Source organism: Pyxidicoccus xibeiensis (assembly GCF_024198175.1).
Lineage (GTDB): Bacteria > Myxococcota > Myxococcia > Myxococcales > Myxococcaceae > Myxococcus > Myxococcus xibeiensis.
In genome coordinates, this window is sequence record NZ_JAJVKV010000004.1 from 91,481 (window position 1) to 108,578 (window position 17,098).

General features: G+C 70.7%; 10 protein-coding genes. 7 read left to right on the plus strand and 3 right to left on the minus strand.

All coding sequences use genetic code 11. The features are described 5' to 3' along the window. Positions 1 to 77: 77 nt before the first annotated feature. The gene (locus LXT23_RS18220) at positions 78 to 1,001 is read left to right on the plus strand and encodes a DUF2381 family protein (RefSeq protein ID WP_253981473.1); all 924 of its coding nucleotides are present in this window, start codon (positions 78 to 80) and stop codon (positions 999 to 1,001) included. A 95-nt stretch (positions 1,002 to 1,096) separates the two neighbouring features. Here LXT23_RS18220 and LXT23_RS18225 read toward each other — a convergent pair whose 3' ends face one another. Together LXT23_RS18225 and LXT23_RS18230 are read right to left on the minus strand one after the other, a co-directional pair. Further along, positions 1,097 to 2,917, minus strand: a complete 1,821-nt coding sequence (locus LXT23_RS18225) for a CotH kinase family protein (RefSeq protein WP_267146698.1) — start codon at positions 2,915 to 2,917, stop codon at positions 1,097 to 1,099. A 119-nt stretch (positions 2,918 to 3,036) separates the two neighbouring features. Then, positions 3,037 to 5,202 (minus strand): serine/threonine-protein kinase, encoded by a 2,166-nt coding sequence (locus LXT23_RS18230; protein WP_253981474.1) that lies wholly within the window; start codon positions 5,200 to 5,202, stop codon positions 3,037 to 3,039. A gap of 258 nt (positions 5,203 to 5,460) precedes the next feature. Here LXT23_RS18230 and LXT23_RS18235 point away from each other — a divergent pair, with 258 nt between their 5' ends. Beyond that, entirely contained in the window at positions 5,461 to 6,783 is a 1,323-nt protein-coding gene (locus LXT23_RS18235) for a hypothetical protein (RefSeq protein WP_253981475.1), read from the plus strand. Between the two features lie 43 nt (positions 6,784 to 6,826). On the opposite strand, the gene LXT23_RS18240 is transcribed toward LXT23_RS18235, so the two are convergent. Beyond that, the gene (locus LXT23_RS18240; RefSeq protein WP_253981476.1) at positions 6,827 to 7,891 is read right to left on the minus strand and encodes a mannose-1-phosphate guanylyltransferase; all 1,065 of its coding nucleotides are present in this window, start codon (positions 7,889 to 7,891) and stop codon (positions 6,827 to 6,829) included. A gap of 70 nt (positions 7,892 to 7,961) precedes the next feature. Between LXT23_RS18240 and LXT23_RS18245 the strand changes: the two genes are divergently transcribed. The 5 genes from LXT23_RS18245 to LXT23_RS18265 all read left to right on the plus strand — a co-directional run bounded on the left by LXT23_RS18245 (position 7,962) and on the right by LXT23_RS18265 (position 17,063). Beyond that, the gene (locus LXT23_RS18245) at positions 7,962 to 9,233 is read left to right on the plus strand and encodes a metallophosphoesterase family protein (RefSeq protein ID WP_253981477.1); all 1,272 of its coding nucleotides are present in this window, start codon (positions 7,962 to 7,964) and stop codon (positions 9,231 to 9,233) included. Positions 9,234 to 9,245: 12 nt separating this feature from the next. After that, positions 9,246 to 10,199 (plus strand): trypsin-like serine peptidase, encoded by a 954-nt coding sequence (locus LXT23_RS18250; RefSeq protein WP_253981478.1) that lies wholly within the window; start codon positions 9,246 to 9,248, stop codon positions 10,197 to 10,199. A gap of 8 nt (positions 10,200 to 10,207) precedes the next feature. Then, a complete protein-coding gene (locus tag LXT23_RS18255; RefSeq protein ID WP_253981479.1) occupies positions 10,208 to 12,757 on the plus strand; it encodes a caspase family protein in 2,550 nt (849 codons plus the stop codon). A gap of 147 nt (positions 12,758 to 12,904) precedes the next feature. Continuing rightward, complete coding sequence (locus LXT23_RS18260) at positions 12,905 to 15,646, plus strand: GDSL-type esterase/lipase family protein (RefSeq protein WP_253981480.1); 2,742 nt, start codon at positions 12,905 to 12,907, stop codon at positions 15,644 to 15,646. Between the two features lies 1 nt (position 15,647). Then, positions 15,648 to 17,063: an MBOAT family O-acyltransferase gene (locus LXT23_RS18265; RefSeq protein WP_253981481.1), complete on the plus strand. Its 1,416-nt coding sequence runs from the start codon at positions 15,648 to 15,650 to the stop codon at positions 17,061 to 17,063. The last annotated feature ends 35 nt before the right edge of the window (positions 17,064 to 17,098 follow it).

The window sequence follows — 17,098 nt, forward strand, 5'->3', positions numbered from 1 at the left end:
CCTACATGGGTCGTGGCGTGGTAGAGACTACGCATTGAGTCCCTGCGTTGGGCTCCATCCCGTGAGGTCTGCTCTCCGTGTTCGCCGCCCCATCCTTCGTCCTGCTTGCGCTCATGCTCTTGGATGGGCCCGCCGTTGCACAGCCGATTGCTGCTCCTTGCCAGACAGGCGTTCAGCACATCGAGCTACCAGCGGTACCCTCGGACGAACTCCCGACGGTCTGCGTCAGCGCAGGGCAGGCCACCACCCTCAGCTTCGATACGGACTTTCTGCATGAATCACTGACGCTGGAGGGCCGGGAGAAGTTCGCCAAGGCGCACGTCAGCGAGAGCACCGTGAAGCTGGTGCCCTCGGAAAAACTGGTGCCTGGGGAGAAGCTGAAGCTGACGTTGCGCTTCAAGGGCAATGATGCACCGGCCGGTGCTGCATTGGTCCTGGTGGTGCACGCTGTGCAGGCGACTCCGTATGTGGAGCTACACCGTGAGAAGCGCACGGTGGAGTCATGTCAGAGGGAGTTGAAGGAGAAGGAGGCTGCACTCCAGCAGTGCCGCGCGGACAACGAACGGCTCCGCAACGAGCGGACCGGACCGGGGGGAATCATTGGGCTGCGTGCGTCCGGGCTCATGGATAGAGGCGGGGTCGCAACCCGCGCCAGCACGAAGAACGTCGCCCAAGCCGCCACGAACGCTTTCACTGTGTCGAGAATCACTGCATACCGCTCTGCTCTGCGCGTGGCCGTGGAGGTGTTCTTGGACGTTCCGGAGGACGCGCCACCCTGGAGAGCGGAGAGCGCGACGCTGACGCTCCAAGGAAGGAAAGGGGCCGAGCTGAGGGTCGTCGCGCTCTGGCCAGCTGAGCCCATTGCTCTTGGAGCGCTCGGCGGAAGCGTCTTCGTGGAAGCAGAAGCGCCAGCGGACGCGATGGCGGGAACCTTCGTGCTGCGGCTCTGGGATGCGAGCGGGGCTCGCACCGTCACCATCAGCGATATCACCTTCCCATAGGCGACGAGTTCGCGTTCGAAGCTTCCCGCTAAAGGAAACGGGGCCCACGGCATTCGCGCCATGGGCCCCGCCCCCTACCCTGCCTTCACTTCACTTCACTTCCCGGGCTGGCCTTTGAACGACTCCGCCCCCCGGGGCTCGCGGCCGTACGCCTCTCCGTGTGCCAGCGGGGCGAACCACAGCATGTCCAGGGCCTTCATCCCCGCCGCGTCGAACAGGCCCACCTCCGTCCGCGCCGGGTCCAGCGCCAGGTCGAACGTCGCATGCTCCCCCGGCGCCAGCGTCCGCGCCGGCAGCTGCGGAGCAAACGGCACCCGCGTATCCGCCGACAGCCGCAGCCCTCCCAGCTCCACCGGCGCACTGCCCCGGTTGTAGAGCTGCACCCAGAAGCCACCCGACTCCGTCCGCCCCACCCGGTCGATGACGATGGCGCCCTCCCCGTGCTTCTCCAGGTCATCCAGGTGCGCCAGCAGCCACGCCCGGCGCTCCTTCACGAAGCGGCGCAGGTACTTCGCGCTCTCCCTCGCATGCGGGACGCTCACCGTCTCGTCCAGCGGCTTGTCCGCACCCTCCTGGGGCAGGATGAAGGGCTTCAGCAGCGCATGCATCTTGTCGATGCGCGCCCCCAGCTCCTCCTCCGTGAGCCGCGTCTCCAGCAGCTCCCGCATCCGCGCGATGTACCGGGTCCGCAGCTTCGGGTCGTCCAGGATGCGCGTGGTCAGCGTGCTCCACGTGGGCCGCATGTCCTTGTAGCCCAGGTCATCCCGGCGGTGGACGTACAGCTCGTAGACCTTGGGGTCGTACCCGCTGAAACCCGGGTGCGGGTAGTCCTTCTTCACGCCCTGGATGGGGTTGGGGTTCGTGCGGTTGTAGAGGCTCAGCGCGTTGTTCAAATCCCAGGGGACGAACGTCCACCTGCCCGTCTCCCGGCTGTAGATGAGGTAGCTGCGCGCGTCCTGGTGCGTGTGATTGACGATGAACGAGTCCAGCACCATCCAGGTGAGGTAGTCCTCCAGCTCCAGGTTCTTCTTCAGGAACGCCTCGAACTGGTCCGGCGACGTGCGGTTGAGTCCGTCCAGGAACGTCCACAGCCGGTCCCACGGCTCCTTCTCGTTCGTCTGCTTCTCCCACTTCTCCATGTACGGCTGGTATGGCGGCTGCCGCAGCTCGCAGTCGTGCATGCCGCAGCGGTAGATGTCGCCGTCGTCATCCAGGGCGTGCGACTCCAGGAAGTCCTTGGTGATGGACTCCAGCTCCACGTAGACGCCCGAGTACTGTCCATTGAGGTACAGATTCACGTAGCGCGTCCGGGGCACCTCCAGCCCCACGCTGGCCGCCGTGTCGTACCAGAGCTTCTCCGTGAGGTAGCCGCCGTCCTTGTACGCCGCGAGCAGCTCGATGCGCTTCACCCCCTGGAAGCGGTCCGCCTTGTCGAAGCGCACCTGCCAGGGCTTCTTCGTCTCGTAGCGCGTCGACCGGCCCCGGTAGCGCACGTCCACCGAGTAGTCGCGCCCCGCCGCGGTGAAGGTCGCCGGCACCTGGTAGTCCCGGTTGTCGATGTTGTCGTTCAGCGCCTTCAGGTGCTCCGGGGACACCGTGAGGTGGTACTCGGGCAGCGACGTCTGGAGCGCGGGCCACGTCGGCGGCGGCGTCGTCGGTCCCCCATCCGGCGTGCCGGAGTCCGGAGGCCCCGCGTCGGGCGTGCCGGAGTCCGGCGGCCCCGCATCGGGCGTCCCGGAGTCCGGGGCGCCAGCGTCGGGTACCCCGGAGTCGGGCGTGCCCGCATCAGTGGGGTCCGGCCGTTGGTCAGGGCCGGCGTCCTCAGACGGAGTGTCTGGAATTGGAGGGTCGGTGGACGCATCACCACACGCGCCCATCAGCAGCATCAGTCCAGCAAGCAGGGCAAGTCGTTTCATGTCACCGGGCTGTAGGAGCAATTCGTACGCCAGGGCATCTGGCCCGGGTCTTGCCAGGAAAGGCGAACCGCGGGGGTACAGAGAGGGAAACGCTTTGCCCGACGCGGGAGCTTTCCCGCTCAGAGCATGGCACTCGAGGGCTGGGGCCGGGTCTCCGGGGCCACACCCCACGACTCCTGGCGCAGCGCCTGGTAGTGGCGCAGCCAGGACACGTTGAGCGGATCCAACGCGAGCGCCTCGGCGTAGCGAGTCAGTGCACCGCGCAGGGCCCGCTGCACCTCCAGCGCATGGCCCTGGGTGAAGAGGGTGCGCGCGCGGGCCTCCGCCTCGGGCCGGGCGTTGAGGAAGGCGCGGCGCAGCGGCTCGATGGCCTCGTCCGTGAGGCCCGCCTCCACGCAGCGCGAGAGCCCGGCGAGGTTGCCCCGGACGGCGTCGAAGCCGGCGCGGTTGAGCGGCTCGCCCAGGGTGCGCCGTGCGGCCTCCACGCGCTGGCGCAGCGTGTCCAGCGCGCGGCGCTGCTCGGTGGGCAGCGTCCGCTGGCGGAAGCCGTCCAGCCGGCGCAGCGCGGCACTGGCGCGGCGGCGCACCTCGTCGAAGTCCACGCCCGGCTGCGCACCCAGCAGGGTGTACGGGTCCTTCGCCACCATGGCGGCCCGCGACAGCAGGCGCGCGAGCTCGGCGTCCGGCCGGGGCTCTCCGCCCGGTGCGCGCGGCGCCGTCCCCGTCCACAGCGCCTGGGCCAGCAGCTGGCGCAGCGGCTCCTCGGGGCTGTCGAACTGCACGAAGACGCCGGCGGCCACGTTCCAGATGCGCGCCTCGTCCCGCGTGACGTGACGGACGACGTCGCACTCGCACGCCACCGTCCGGCCCCCGAAGGACAGCTGCGCCGGCAGCCGCGCGGCGAGCGGCGGCAGCGGCCCTTCCCAGGCGGCGAAGAAGCCCTCCGTCGTCACGTCACCGGCCTTCACGGGCACCAGGCCTTGCGAGGCCCCCAGGCCCAGGCGGACCTCCAGGCCCGCGGGCGCGGCGGCGCACGGCGCGGAGACCTCCACCACGGAGACGGTGCGCGCGTCGCCATGGGCCGCCTCGCGGAGCGCCAGGTGCAGCGGCGTGGCGCCGTCCGCCGGCATGGCATGGCCGAAGATGCTGGTGATGGAGTGGCCCGCGTGGCCCCCGAGGATGCGCACGCCATTGCCCGGCACCAGGGCGATGGGCTGCGGAAGGATGTCCCACGGAACGCCCGGGTAGCCCTTCGAGGCTGTCGCGCGCGCGGCGGGCTCGGACGCGGGGCCGGGCACGTCCACCAGCGCGTCCACCACGATTTCGATGTCCGGCAGCGGCTCGTGCTCGTCGACGAGCGGCGAGGACGCCACCGCCGTCTGCGAGAAGGGCGCCAGGCAGTCCATCAGCGCCAGGCGGAACGTCCGGGCATCCGCGAAGCGCTCGTCGGGGCGCTGGGCCAGGGCGCGCAGCAGCACGGCGGACAGGCCCGGCGGCACGCCCGGGTTGAGGACGTGCGGCTCCGGCGGCGTCAGGTCGCCCACGCGGCCGAAGCCGAAGGGCAGGCGCCCGGTGACGAGCAGGTAGCCCACCACGCCCAGCGCATACAGGTCCGCGCGGCCATCCACGGCCTCGCCCGACCACTGCTCCGGCGCGATGAAGGCGGGCGAGCCCACCACCATGCCGCACGCCCGCTCCTCCTCGGAGAGGCTGGCGGACAGGACGGCGCTGGCGCCGAAGTCGAGCACCTTCACCCGCCGCTCGCCGTGCCTGTCACGGGTGAGGACGAGGTTGTCCGCGGACAAGTCACAGTGCAGCAGGCCCCGCGCGTGCGCGGCCTCCACGGCGGACAGCGCCTGGCCGAGCAGCTCCACCGCCTCCACCGGCGCCAGCGGCATGGGCAGGCGCGAGAGGGGCTCGCCGTTGGCGTACTCCATCAGGAGGCACGGCAGGCCCCCGGGGCCGGGACGCGCGTCGAGCACGCGGGCCACGTGGCGGTGGGTCAGCTCCCGCAGCGCGCGCGCCTCCTTGTAGAAGCGGGTGCGCATCTCCGGCCGCGCGGCCAGGTGCGGGTGCAGCACCTTGACGGCGAAGCGGTGCGCGCTGGGCAGATGCTCGGCCAGGTACACCGTGCCCAGCGCCCCCGCTCCCAGCCGGCGCTTCAGGACGAGCGGCCCGTGCCGCTGCCCCTCCAGCGCGACGTCGGAGGAAGCCGCGGGGACGGAGTGGACGGCCGGGCAGGCAGTCCCGACCGGGTGGGTCACCGCGCAGTGCGTGCATGCCATGGAAGTCACCACCCTCGAGCGCCCCGGAAGCGGGGCGGGCGGCGTCGGCTCTGCAACCTTCGTGCATGGCCCCTTCGTCCACGAGTGGACAGCACAACCTCCCGATGGAGCGAGAACGCCCGAAACCGGGTCAGCGCGCACCCGTAATTCTTCCAGCCCGGGACACGAAGATTCTCCCGCGCACATCCGGCGACAAGGGGGCGCTCGCCAGGGCTGTCACCCCTGCCTGCTACTCCGATGTGGAGCAGGAGGCCCTCCATGCCCGTCCATCATCCCGGCCGCCACGGCTGTAGCAACCACAAGCACAGCGGTCCATTCTCCCTCGTCGCCGTCGGGCTCGCGCTGGCCCTCGGAGGCTGCGCGACGCTCAAGGACATGCCGCTGAGCGAGCTGGATACCGGCTCGCTGCGCTACCGCTCCGCCTCGCCTCCGTCCTTCGTGCCGGCGCCCGAGGCCGGGGCACGGGCGGAAGGAGCAGCCGCCGAGCGGACCGCCACCGCCGCGCACGCGATGAAGGCGCGACTGCTGCGTCCGGACGCCTTCGCGGAGCTGCTGCCACGCGCCGGGCTCGCGAGCATCCCGAAGGTCTCCACTGCGCTCACCCCGGCGGATGCGGCAACGCTGTTCGACGCGTTGCTGGAGCAGCCCGTCACGACGACGGGCTTCGCTCCCCGGCGCGTCCTCTCGCGGCTGCTGCGTGAGGTGCTGGAGGGCAAGGTGGCGGTGCCGCGCTCGGAGCTGCTGGCGCGGCTGAAGCGCTTCGAGTCCCTGGCCGTGGTGCGTCCGGATGGCTACCTCGCACGGGCCCTCACGGGCGAGACGCGCCAGCGCGCGGGCGAGGTGCAGTGGCGTGAGGGCGCCTTCCGCGCGGGCCCCTTCGAGGTCGGCGCCTTCTACGAGGAGACGGCCAGCGGCTGGCGGGCCGTGGATGGGGCCCTGCGACTCCACGACGGGAGCCCCGTGCTGGCGGAGCTCACGGCCGGCAAGGGCACCACGCCGGCCACGAGCAAGAGCACCACCGCGTCGGCGGAGCTCGAGACCTCCGGAAGGGGCACTCCGGCACTGGCCGTGCCTCGAGCCACCGGCACGAGCACCACCGCGCCGGAGCAGGCCACGCCCATCGAGCTGGTGCTCGCGCTGGGGCAGCTCCTCACGAAGCCGGGGGACACCCTCCTCGCGCTGTCGCAGCTCCCCGAGGGGCTGGTGAGCCTCATCACCGCCTCGCCCGCGTACCAGGAGCGCTTCCGGCAGCTGACGCGTGGCGAGCAGGTCCAGGCCCTGGCGAAGCTCACCACCGAGCTGCTGTCCACCTGGGGCACGGCGACGGGCCCCACGCGCACCCTGGCTGCGATGGGCCTGGGCTGGGAGCCCCATGACGTGCAGGAGCTGTCGCTCACCGCCGGGGGCACGCTGACCCTGGGGTACGTGGCGGTGCCGATGTGGAGGACCGTCACGGTGCTGGGCGAAGGCCCGGCGGCGCCGGTCATCCTCCACGTCACGTCGGGCCCGCCCGCCGGAGCTGACGCGCCGACCCCTCCTCCGGCCGCGCTCCCCGTCAGCGATGCGACTCCGCTTCCGTGAGGTGCAGGGCCGCTCACCGCGAGCGGCCCCGCGCCCCGGGGCACTACAGGAACTTCGTCAGCTTGCGAGCCTTGAGCGCCTCGACAACCTTGCGCACGTCCTGGCTCTTGTCCTTGGGCACCACGAGGACGGCGTCGCCGGAGTCGACCACCACCACGTCGGTGAGGCCCACCACGGCCAGCGGGCGCTTGTCGGCCAGCACCACGCAGTTCTTGCAGTCCACCACCACCGCGGAGTCGCCGGACACGACGTTGCCGTTGGCATCCGCGGGGCGCACCTCGGGAATGGCGGCGAAGGAGCCCACGTCCGACCAGCCGAAGTCCCCGGGCAGCACGGCGATGTTGGACGCCTTCTCCATGACGCCATAGTCGATGGAGATGGAGGGCAGCTTGGGGAACACCTTCTTCAGCACGGCCGCGAAGGTGCGCTTGCCCGCGGCCTTGCGCAGGGCGTCCAGCCCCTTCTGCATCTCCGGCATGTGCCTGGCGAAGGCCTCCAGGATGACGTCCGCGCGGAAGACGAAGATGCCGCCATTCCACAGGTAGTCCCCGGAGGACACGTAGCCACGCGCCGTCTCGAGGTCCGGCTTCTCCTTGAAGGCCTGCACCTTGCGGCCGCCGCCCTCCAGGGGCTCACCCACCTGGATGTAGCCGTAGCCCGTCTCCGGGTGCGCGGGCTTGATGCCCAGCGTGACGATGTGGCCCGCCTCGGCGAGCTGCGCGGCCTCGGCCAGCGTGCGCTTGAAGCCGGGCACGTCCGCGACGTGGTGGTCCGAGGGCAGCACCACCATGACGCCCTTCGGGTTGCGCGCGGCCACCTGCACCGCGGCCAGGGCGACGGCGGGCGCGGTGTTGCGGGCCACGGGCTCCACCAGGAGGTTCGCCTTGGGCAGCCCCTTCACCAGCTTCGCCGCGGCCTTCGCGTGCAGCGGGCCGCAGACGATGAAGGTGTCCTTCACGGAGGCGAGCCCCTTGAGGCGCGCGGCGGTGTCGGTGATGAGCGGCTGCTTGGAGGCGAGCGGCAGGAACTGCTTGGGCCGCGCCTGACGCGACAGCGGCCAGAAGCGGGTGCCGGAGCCACCGGCCATGATGACGGGGTAGAGGGCCATGGCGGCGCACCATACCGTTTCGGCCCCTGGGGGAGGTAGAATCGGTGGCCTACCCTGGGGGGGAGAAGACATGGACCGCGTCAACCCGTCGTCTGTCGTTGTTTCGTTCTCCAACGTCAGCAGGATGCTGGGCAAGGAGTCGGTCGCGGAGACCGTCCCCGCGGAGCTCGCGGCCCTGGACCCCGCGGAGAGGGCCCGGCTCCAGGCCGGCCTGGAGGCGGCGCTCACCATCCTGGAGGACGACCAGCGGGAGCCCGGGGTCATGGTGGCCCCCAACCACCGCCCCGCGGCGCTGTTCCAGTCCTTCCTGGCCGAGCAGGCCGCCACGCAGGGCAAGGTGGAGCCCACGAAGGCCGGCGGCTACGAGGCGAAGTTCGACGAGAAGGACTGGCTGGGCTGGGCGGGCAGCTTCTTCTCCTGGTGGCGCAAGCTGAAGAAGCACGACTGGCTGTCGGCGCACCCGGACCCGCTCCCGATGCCGTCCGGCGCGAGCATCGCCATGCTGTCCGACTGGGGCACCGGGCTCTATGGCGCCCCCATCTGCGCGGACAGCATCCAGCGCGCGAAGCCCCAGGTCATCCTCCACCTGGGAGACGTCTACTACGCGGGCACGGAGACGGAGGTGAAGGAGCGCTTCCTGCGCTTCTTCCCGCAGGTGCCCGGAGCCATCCGCCGCGCCTCCAACTCGAACCACGAGATGTACTCAGGGGGCTACGCGTACTTCCGGAACACGCTCCCGGCGCTGGACCAGTTCGCCAGCTACTTCGCGCTGGAGAACGACCGCTGGCTGCTGGTGGGGCTGGACACGGGCTACGCCGAGCACGACCTCTTCGGCGACCAGGTGGCGTGGCTGGACAGGCTGATGAAGCGCGCGAAGGAGAAGGGCCAGAAGGTCATCCTCACCTCGCACCACCAGCCCTTCTCCATCTTCGAGGGCCAGGGCCCCAAGCTGCTCGCGAAGGTGCAGCATCTGCTGACCTCGAAGCAGGTCTTCGCCTGGTACTGGGGCCACGAGCACCGCTGCGTGCTGCATGCGAAGCACCCGGCATGGGCGATGTACGGGCGGTGCATCGGCCACTCGGGCTTCCCCTACTTCCGGGAGACGGTGGGCCACACGCCGGTGGTGAAGAAGAACGCGGACGGCTCGCAGTGGCACCAGCTCGACGCGAACGATGGCGTGCCCGGCGCGCTCTTCCTGGACGGGCCCAATGCCTTCCTGCCGGGACACGAGAACCGCTACGGGCCCCACGGGTACGTGAGCATCCAGCTGGGTCAGGACTCCATCCTGGAGACGGTGCACGCCGCGGATGGCTCGAAGCTGTACGAGCACGAGCTGCGCTGAGCGGACACGGCCATGAGCACGACAGCCGAAGAGGTGGAGCAGTTGCGGGCGCGGGCGGCACGCGCCTTCCAGAAGGCCACGGCGGAGCAGGTCATCGGCCGCCTGCGTGCCATCATCGGCCCCACCGCGCAGGAGGGGCTGGTGCGCGACGCGCTGAGCGCGCTGCAGAACGGTGAGCTGCCCACGCCCATGCAGATGGCCGCGCTGGAGCAGGCCATCCGCGTCTTCCGTCCGTCGCTGCTGTCGAAGGGCGGCCAGCTCCCGCCGCTGTCACCGGAGGTGGGGGCCTCCTTCCCGGACTGGGAGGGGTTCCGGGCGGCCGTGAAGCCGCTGCTCCCCTCGGTGGGTCGCATCGAGCTGATGGGGCCGCAAGGCAAGCAGCGCAGCGTGGGCACGGGCTTTCTGGTGCGCCCGCACCTGCTCGTCACCAACCGGCACGTGCTGGAGGAGCTGTCCTCGGGGACGGGGAAGCTGGAGCGGGGCATGGCGCGGGTGAACTTCGGCCAGGAGTACGGGCAGGTGGACGCCGAGGGCCCCGTGGACATCGTCCGCGAGGTGGCCGAGCACCCGGACCTGGACCTGGCGCTCCTGGAGGTGGACACCGCGCAACTGTCCGCCGCGCGCACGCCGCTGGAGCTGGAGACGGAAGCCGTCGGGCGGGGCGCGGACGTGGCCGTCATCGGCTACCCCTTCCCGGATGCCGAGCGGAATCCCTCCTTCGTGACGGCGGCCTTCGAGGGGAAGCTCGGGGTGAAGCGGGTGGCGCCGGGCGAGGTGATGAAGACGGCGGGCGCAACGCTGCACCATGACTGCTCGACGCTGGGTGGCAACTCCGGCTCGCCGCTCGTATCTCTCAAGAGTGCGAGGGTGGTGGGCGTCCACTTCCGGGGGAGCTTCGCCGTGCGCAACACCGCCGTCGCGGCCTCGGAGCTCGGCGCGTTCCTGCAGGCCCACGCGCCGCAGTGAGGACTCGAATGCCCGTGCCCATCCGCGCGCTCGTCATCGCCATCGAGGAGTACCCCGCCGCCGAGGGCATCTCGCCCCGGCTGGAGGGCACGCACCAGGCGGCGGAGGGCTTCATCTCCTGGCTGAAGGAGAAGAAGGGCGTGCCCGCGGAGCACATCCGCTACTGCGCGGCGGAGGGCCGGCCGGGGCGCACCACCGGCACGCTGAGGACGGACATCGCCCGCGAGGCGAAGGCGCTGGCGGACGCGGGGAGGGACCAGACGCAGGAGCTCTACGTCTTCTTCTCCGGGCACGGCTTCTCCTTCAAGGAGAGCCCGGGACAGAAGCCGTCGGACATCCTCGTGACTTCCGACTACACGAACCCGGGTGACTCCGGAGGCTCGTGCATCCGCCTGAGGGAGCTGCAGGAGAAGCTGCAGATGTCCTTCGGGCCGGGGGACCACTACTACTTCATCGACGCGTGCCGGAACCTCATCTCCGAGGACGACATCGAGCCCACGAAGCTGGGGGTGAAGTTCGAGCCCTCGATGCTCGGCATCGGGACGCTCTTCACCCTGTACTCCACTGCGCCGCAGTCGGTGGCGAGCGTGGACAGCGGCTTCGCGCGGCACCTCGTCGAAGGGCTGAGCGGGAAGGGGCGGGCGAAGGGCTGGGTGGGCAAGGGGATGTACGTGACGTTCGACCTGCTGCGCAGGTACGTGCGCGCGAAGATGCCCAACCAGGACGCGGACATCCGCATCGAGGGCTCCGGCGACGGGCTCATCATCGAGCTGAAGCCGGTGCCCAAGAGCGACTGCCGCGTCCGGGTCCTCAATGCGAGCGAGCAGGACACGTTCACCGCGCTCATCCGTGAGGAGCGGGGTGACCAGCGCCTCGTGCTGGAGGAGCGCAGCTTCACGGGTCCGGAGGCGAAGTTCCCGGTGGCCCCGGGCGAGTACGTCATCGAGGTGGAGCACCCCAAGGCGGTCGTGAAGCGGCAGACGCCCGAGGAGGGGAGCCCCGTCGACGCGTATGACGCCTGCGAGGTGGTGTTCGAGAAGCAGAAACCCCCAAGCATCCTGGAGCCCCTCTCCTCGCCGGGCCGACCCACGAGCATCCGGGGGCCCGAAGCGGCCCTCAACATCCGGGGGGCCTCGGACGTCCACATCGAGGTGACGCTCGCCCGGGACATGACGCGCCCCTTCCACATCGAAGCCCCCAAGGGCCTGCCGAAGCGCTCCCTGCGCAGAGAGGTTCCTCCGGGCGACTACAAGGTGATCCTCTCCCGGAGAGGGAAGCTGCTCCGGGACCTGGACCTCAAGCTCGACAAGGGCATGGAGGTGGACGTCAATCTGGAGGAGGACGACCGCACTCCACGCGCGCTGCGCGCATTGGGCCTGGAGACGACCATGCCCCCGGAGGAGCGCACCACCGCGCTGCTGCTGAGCCTGCTCGGGGCGGGCCACATCGTCACCCCGGAGGAGCTACCGGAGCGCGCTCGTGCGCTCCCGCTCCAGGACCTCTCGGGTGTGGAGGCCGGCGAGTCGGTCATCCATGTCCTCGCCTTCTTCGAGAAAGGCATCTCGGAGCTTCGCGTCGCGGTCGGAACGGGAGCGGACAGTAAAGAAACACCTGAAGGTGTTCGAACGCCGCGCGCGGGTCGCGAAGACCGAGGAGACCGAGGAGACCGAGGAGACCGAGGAGAAAGGTCGTCGTTCATTCAATCGATGCGCGCGGGTGGCAAGAACTGGGGGGTGAGACCGGAGCGGTCTCGAGTCAAGCGCGCGACTCGAACAGGCCGGAGAGCATCGCTGAAGTGGCGTTCGATGCGGAGAGTCCCCGGCGTTGATGGCCTCTGGGAAGGCGCCCTCTCTGCACCTCCCGGCTCCCAGATCCTCTCGGTGCAGCTCGTTCACGACGAGGGGAAGCAAGGTGCGCAGCCTCCGCTCAGTGTCGTCACGCACCTGCTTGCCAATCGGGCCACGCTGGTCACCCTGGCCGAGGGCACAGGCGAAGGCGTGGAGCTCAACCAGTACCTGCTCCCCCTGCACCACCTGCGCGACAAGCTGCCCTCCAGGGTCCAGGGCTACCTCCACCCTGCCACGCTGCGCTTCGTGCAGGCGCTGTGGGAGGTCCAGCACGAGTTTGCCCGCAAGCGCGCGCTGGAGACGAGCCTTGAGGAGGACAACCGCGGTTACTGGGAGGAGGCGCTCTACGGAAAGTGGCTCGACCCGAACATGGCCCTTTTCGCCTTCTACGAGCTGCTCCGTCGCCGTCGCAAGCCCTTCGACACGTCAGGCCTGCTGGACGAGGTTGTCAGAAATCTCCGGCACTATTTCGGCGGCATCCCGGACGTCGAGCTGCTGGCGAAGCTCGCCGGACTTCCACACCAGGAGCCTCAGCTCCCACCCCTCATCCTCGACGGGCTCCTGGCCTGGGAGTCCGCGGAGGACCACCTGCCCCTGTCCTCCGGCAAGCTCACCTACGAGGGCCCCTGGGTGATGTGGCGCAACGCCGTCCGTGGCCCGACAGCCACGCCCCCGCCCGCCATCCTGAAGCCCCGGCGCGGCCCCAGGTAACCCGGATATCCGGACTGCCACCAGCCAGGTGTCCCGGAGCGGGCCATTCCGCTCCGACGCCCCCCTGCCCGCCCCCCAGACTGCGGGCCAGCCGAGAGCGGCGGGAGTTTTGACCCGCCCCCAAAAAGCCAGTCTCATGCCGCGCTGTTGGACTTCCTCAAGGCCAGATCCACCGGGCTGACGCTCGTCCTCACCGTCGCGATTGCGCTGGGGCTGTCGCTTGCCCCGGTTCCAGAGTCGCTGCGGCCCGTGCCGAGCCTCCAGCGGGGCCCCCTCGGCCCGAAGCTGGTGGCGCTCGTGGCGCCGCCCTCGCTGACGGGCAAGAAGCCCGTGCGCCTGCCGTCCGACACCATGGTCGCGGACACGACCGGCACCCCCACCCTCCCCCCGGACGAGGAGGAAGAGCCGGACGCCGGCGCCGCCCTGGTGGAGACCGTGCCCGCCCTCCCCCCGGTGCCCACCACGCCCGGCATCGGCCTGGAGGAGCTGAGCGCCCCCACCCTGGCCCGCGCGCTGGAGCTGGAGGCCCTGCGCGAGCGCATGGGCGCGCAGCACGTCGACCTCGAGCTCAACTGCCGCAAGCCGGCCGCCGACGGCACCTGCGCGGAGGACGGGCTCGCCCCCTTCATCCGCGCCCTGGCCGAGCTGCGCGCCGACACCCGCCGCACGCCCGTGCGCGTCGTGCACCTGGGTGACTCGCTCGTCGCGTCGGACCACATTACCGACGTGGTGAGAGACCGCCTCCAGGAGCGCTTCGGCACCGGCGGCAAGGGCTTCCTCTTCATCACCCGCCCGGCCAGCGCCGGCCGCTGGACGCGCTCCGGAAGGGGCTCGGACGGCTGGGAGATTGCGCGGCTCGTGGACACGAAGTGGCCCCGCGACAGGGTGGGCTGGACGGGCGTGGCCTTCACCTCGGGCGGAGGCTCGCAGAGCACGCGCTATGACGTGGAGGGCTCGCGCGTGGCGGAGCTCTTCTTCCTCGCCCAGCCCGCCAGCGGCTCCGTGCAGCTGTCCGTGGACGGCAAGCCCGTGCAGCGCATCCAGACGCGCGGCTTCTCCAAGAACAAGTCGGAGGCGGCCTTCGCCCGCGTCTCCCTGCCCGAGGGCGCCAAGACGCTGTCGCTCACCACGTCCGGCAAGGTGGAGCTGCACGGCGTGACGCTGGAGACGGGCGCGCCCGGCGTCGTCTACGACACGGTGGGCCTGCTCGGCGGCATGGCGGAGGTGTACCTGCGCGCCCAGCCCGCCGCCTTCCGCGCGCAGCTGCGCCAGCGCAAGCCGTCGCTCGTCGTCCTCATGGTCGGCGGCAACGAGGCCTTCTTCTACTCGAGGGACCGCACCACGTTGGACGAGGTGCGCCAGCAGATGAAGGAGCTGGTGGCCCGCGTGCGCACCAACGTGCCGGACGCCGCGTGCCTCGTGATGTCCCCCATCGATGCGGGCGTGCGCACCATGAGCGGCGAGGTGATTGCGCGCCGGGGCTCCAAGGAAGTCGGCGACATCTTCCGCGAGGAGGCCCGCGCGGCCGGCTGCGCCTTCTGGGACGCCTTCACCGCCATGGGCGGCGAGGGCTCCGCGCAGCGCTGGCTGGAGGAGGGCCTGCTGATGGAGGACCTGGTCCACCCGCGCACCAAGGGCTCGGACCTGCTGGGCCACCTCTTCGACCTGTCGCTCCAGCGCGCCTACGCGAAGGGCCGCTCGCCGCTGCTGAACGTGGCGGACCCGCCGGGCCTGCAGGGCGCGGACGTCGCGCTGGTGAAGACCTTCGCCCGGCTGGGCCGCCGCGAGGCGGGCGACGCCGTGCGCGTGGGCATCTCCCAGCTCGGCGCGTCGCACACGGCCTCGCACTACTTCTCGGACGCGGTGCGCGAGGTGCTGACGAAGCGCTTCGGCGACGCGGGCCGGGGCTTCATCGCCGCCGGCAAGCCGTCCCCGCACCTGGAGACGGCGCGCGTGGCCCGCGAGCTGGACGGCGAGTGGACGGTGGAGGACGCGCTGGAGGCGCCCGCCGGCGGACTCTGGGGCCTCACCGGCATCCGCGCCGTCGGCGGCCCGGGAGCGAAGCTCCGCATCCAGTTCTGCAAGGGCTGCCCGGACGCGAAGACGCCCGCGGGCCGCCTGGACCTGTACACGCTGGACATGCCGGGCGCGGGAGCTCCGGACCTCCAGGTGGACGGCGAGGCCGTGCCGCCGGAGGCCCCGCTGCCCGAGCCCCTCACTGCCCCGACGGTGCGCATCCGCTCCTTCCCCGTCACCGGCCTCGCGCACACCGTGCAGGTGTCCGCGCCCGAGGGCAGCGGCGTCACCGTGCTCGGCGCCTCGCTGGAGCACGACACGCCGGGCATCGTCTTCGACGCGCTGGGCCTGCCGGGCGCTACCGCCTTCACGCTGCGGGACATGGACGCGGCGGCGGTGGACACGCAGCTCACCTCGCGGCGGCCGGACCTGCTCGTCTTCTGGTACGGCACCAACGAGGCCGGCAAGGCGGACCTGGACGCGGCGGAGCTGCGCCGTGACTACGCCGCGCTCATCTCCCGGCTGCGCAAGGCCACCAACGCCGAGTGCCTGCTGATGGGCCCCACGGACCGGCTGCAGCAGGACGCGAACGGGCAGTGGCGCGAGGCGCCCGCGCTGGCCTCGGTGCTGGGCACGCTGCCGCAGGTGGCGAAGGACGCGGGCTGCGCATACTGGTCTCCTCGCGCGGCCATGGGCGGCGAGCGCGCCATGCTGCGCTGGCAGCGCACGCAGCCGGCGCTGGGCCACCCGGACGGCATCCACCTGACGCCCGAGGGCTACGCGCGGCTGGCGGGGGCCTTCGTGCGCGACTTCCTCGCCGCCTACGAGGTCCACAAGAAGGGCCAGCCCACCGCGCGCGTGGAGGACAACTGACGTGCTGTCCCACAGCCTCCAATACCTGGCCTTCGTCATCGCGGTGTTCGCCCTCTACTGGGCGGTGCACAAGCAGTACTGGCCGCGCCTGCTGACGCTGCTGGTGGCGAGCCTCTACTTCTACGCCGCCTTCACGCCCTTCCCCATCCTCATCTTCCTGGCGGGCGTCACGGTGGACCACCTGTGCGTGAGGGGCATGGCCCGCGCGCAGTCACAGGGCGCGCGCAAGGCGCTCGTCACGCTGTCCATCGTCTCCAACCTGGGCCTGCTGGCGGGCTTCAAGTACCTGGAGCTGCTGCGGCAGACGGTGCTGGCGCTGCTGGCGCCGCTGGGCATCGAGGTGCGGCCGGAGCCCTTCAACCTGCTCTTGCCGGTGGGCCTGTCCTTCTTCGTCTTCCAGGCCATCAGCTACACGGTGGACGTGTACCGGGGGAAGGCGAGCGCGGAGCACACGTTCCTGGAGCACCTGCTGTACCTGATGTTCTTCCCGCGCGTGGTCAGCGGCCCCATCGTCCGTGCGTCGGAGCTGATGGCGCACTTCCGCGACACGCCGAGCCTCACCCCCGAGCAGGGCGGCCATGCCCTCTTCCGCATCGCGGTGGGCCTGGTGAAGAAGCTGGTCATCGCGGACGTGCTGGGCGCGGGCATCGTGGACCCCGTCTTCGCCGCGCCGGAGAAGTACGCCTCGGCCGAGTGCATCGTCGCGGCCATCGCCTACACCTTCGAGCTCTACTACGACTTCTCGGGGTACTCGGACATCGCGCTGGGGGTGGCGGCGCTGTTCGGCTTCAAGTTCCCGGAGAACTTCAACCGGCCGTACCTGGCAAAGAACATCGCCGAGTTCTGGAACCGGTGGCACCTGAGCCTGTCCACGTGGCTGCGGGACTACCTGTACCGGCCGCTGGGCGGCAACCGGGTGTCGAAGCCGCGCGTGCTGTTCAACCTGATGACGGTGATGGTGCTGGGCGGCCTGTGGCACGGGGCGGACTGGCGCTTCGCCGTGTGGGGCGCGGTGCATGGCGTGGCGCTGTGCGGGCTGCGCTGCTGGGAGTGGGCGGTGGGCAAGCCCGAGTCGCCGGGCATCCCCCGCGTGGCGCTGGGCATGCTGGCCACCTTCATCATCGTCGTGCTCACGCGCGTCGTGTTCCGGGCGCCGGACATGACGCACGCGGGAGAGTTCTACGCGCGGATGATGGCGGGAGTGCCCGGCATCGCCAACGTCAGCCCCCTGGTGTGGGCCATGCTGGCGGCGGCGGTGCTCTTCCACGCCGTGCCGCTGAAGCTCTACACCGTGTCCTCGGAGCTCTTCGTGCGGATGCCCGTGCCGGTGCGCGCCGTGGCGCTGGTGCTGCTCGGCCTGGGCATCCGTCACCTGTCCGCCGTGGAGACGCGCCCGTACGTGTACCTGCAGTTCTAGACGGCACGGGCGCAATATCCTCGCATTTCTAGAAT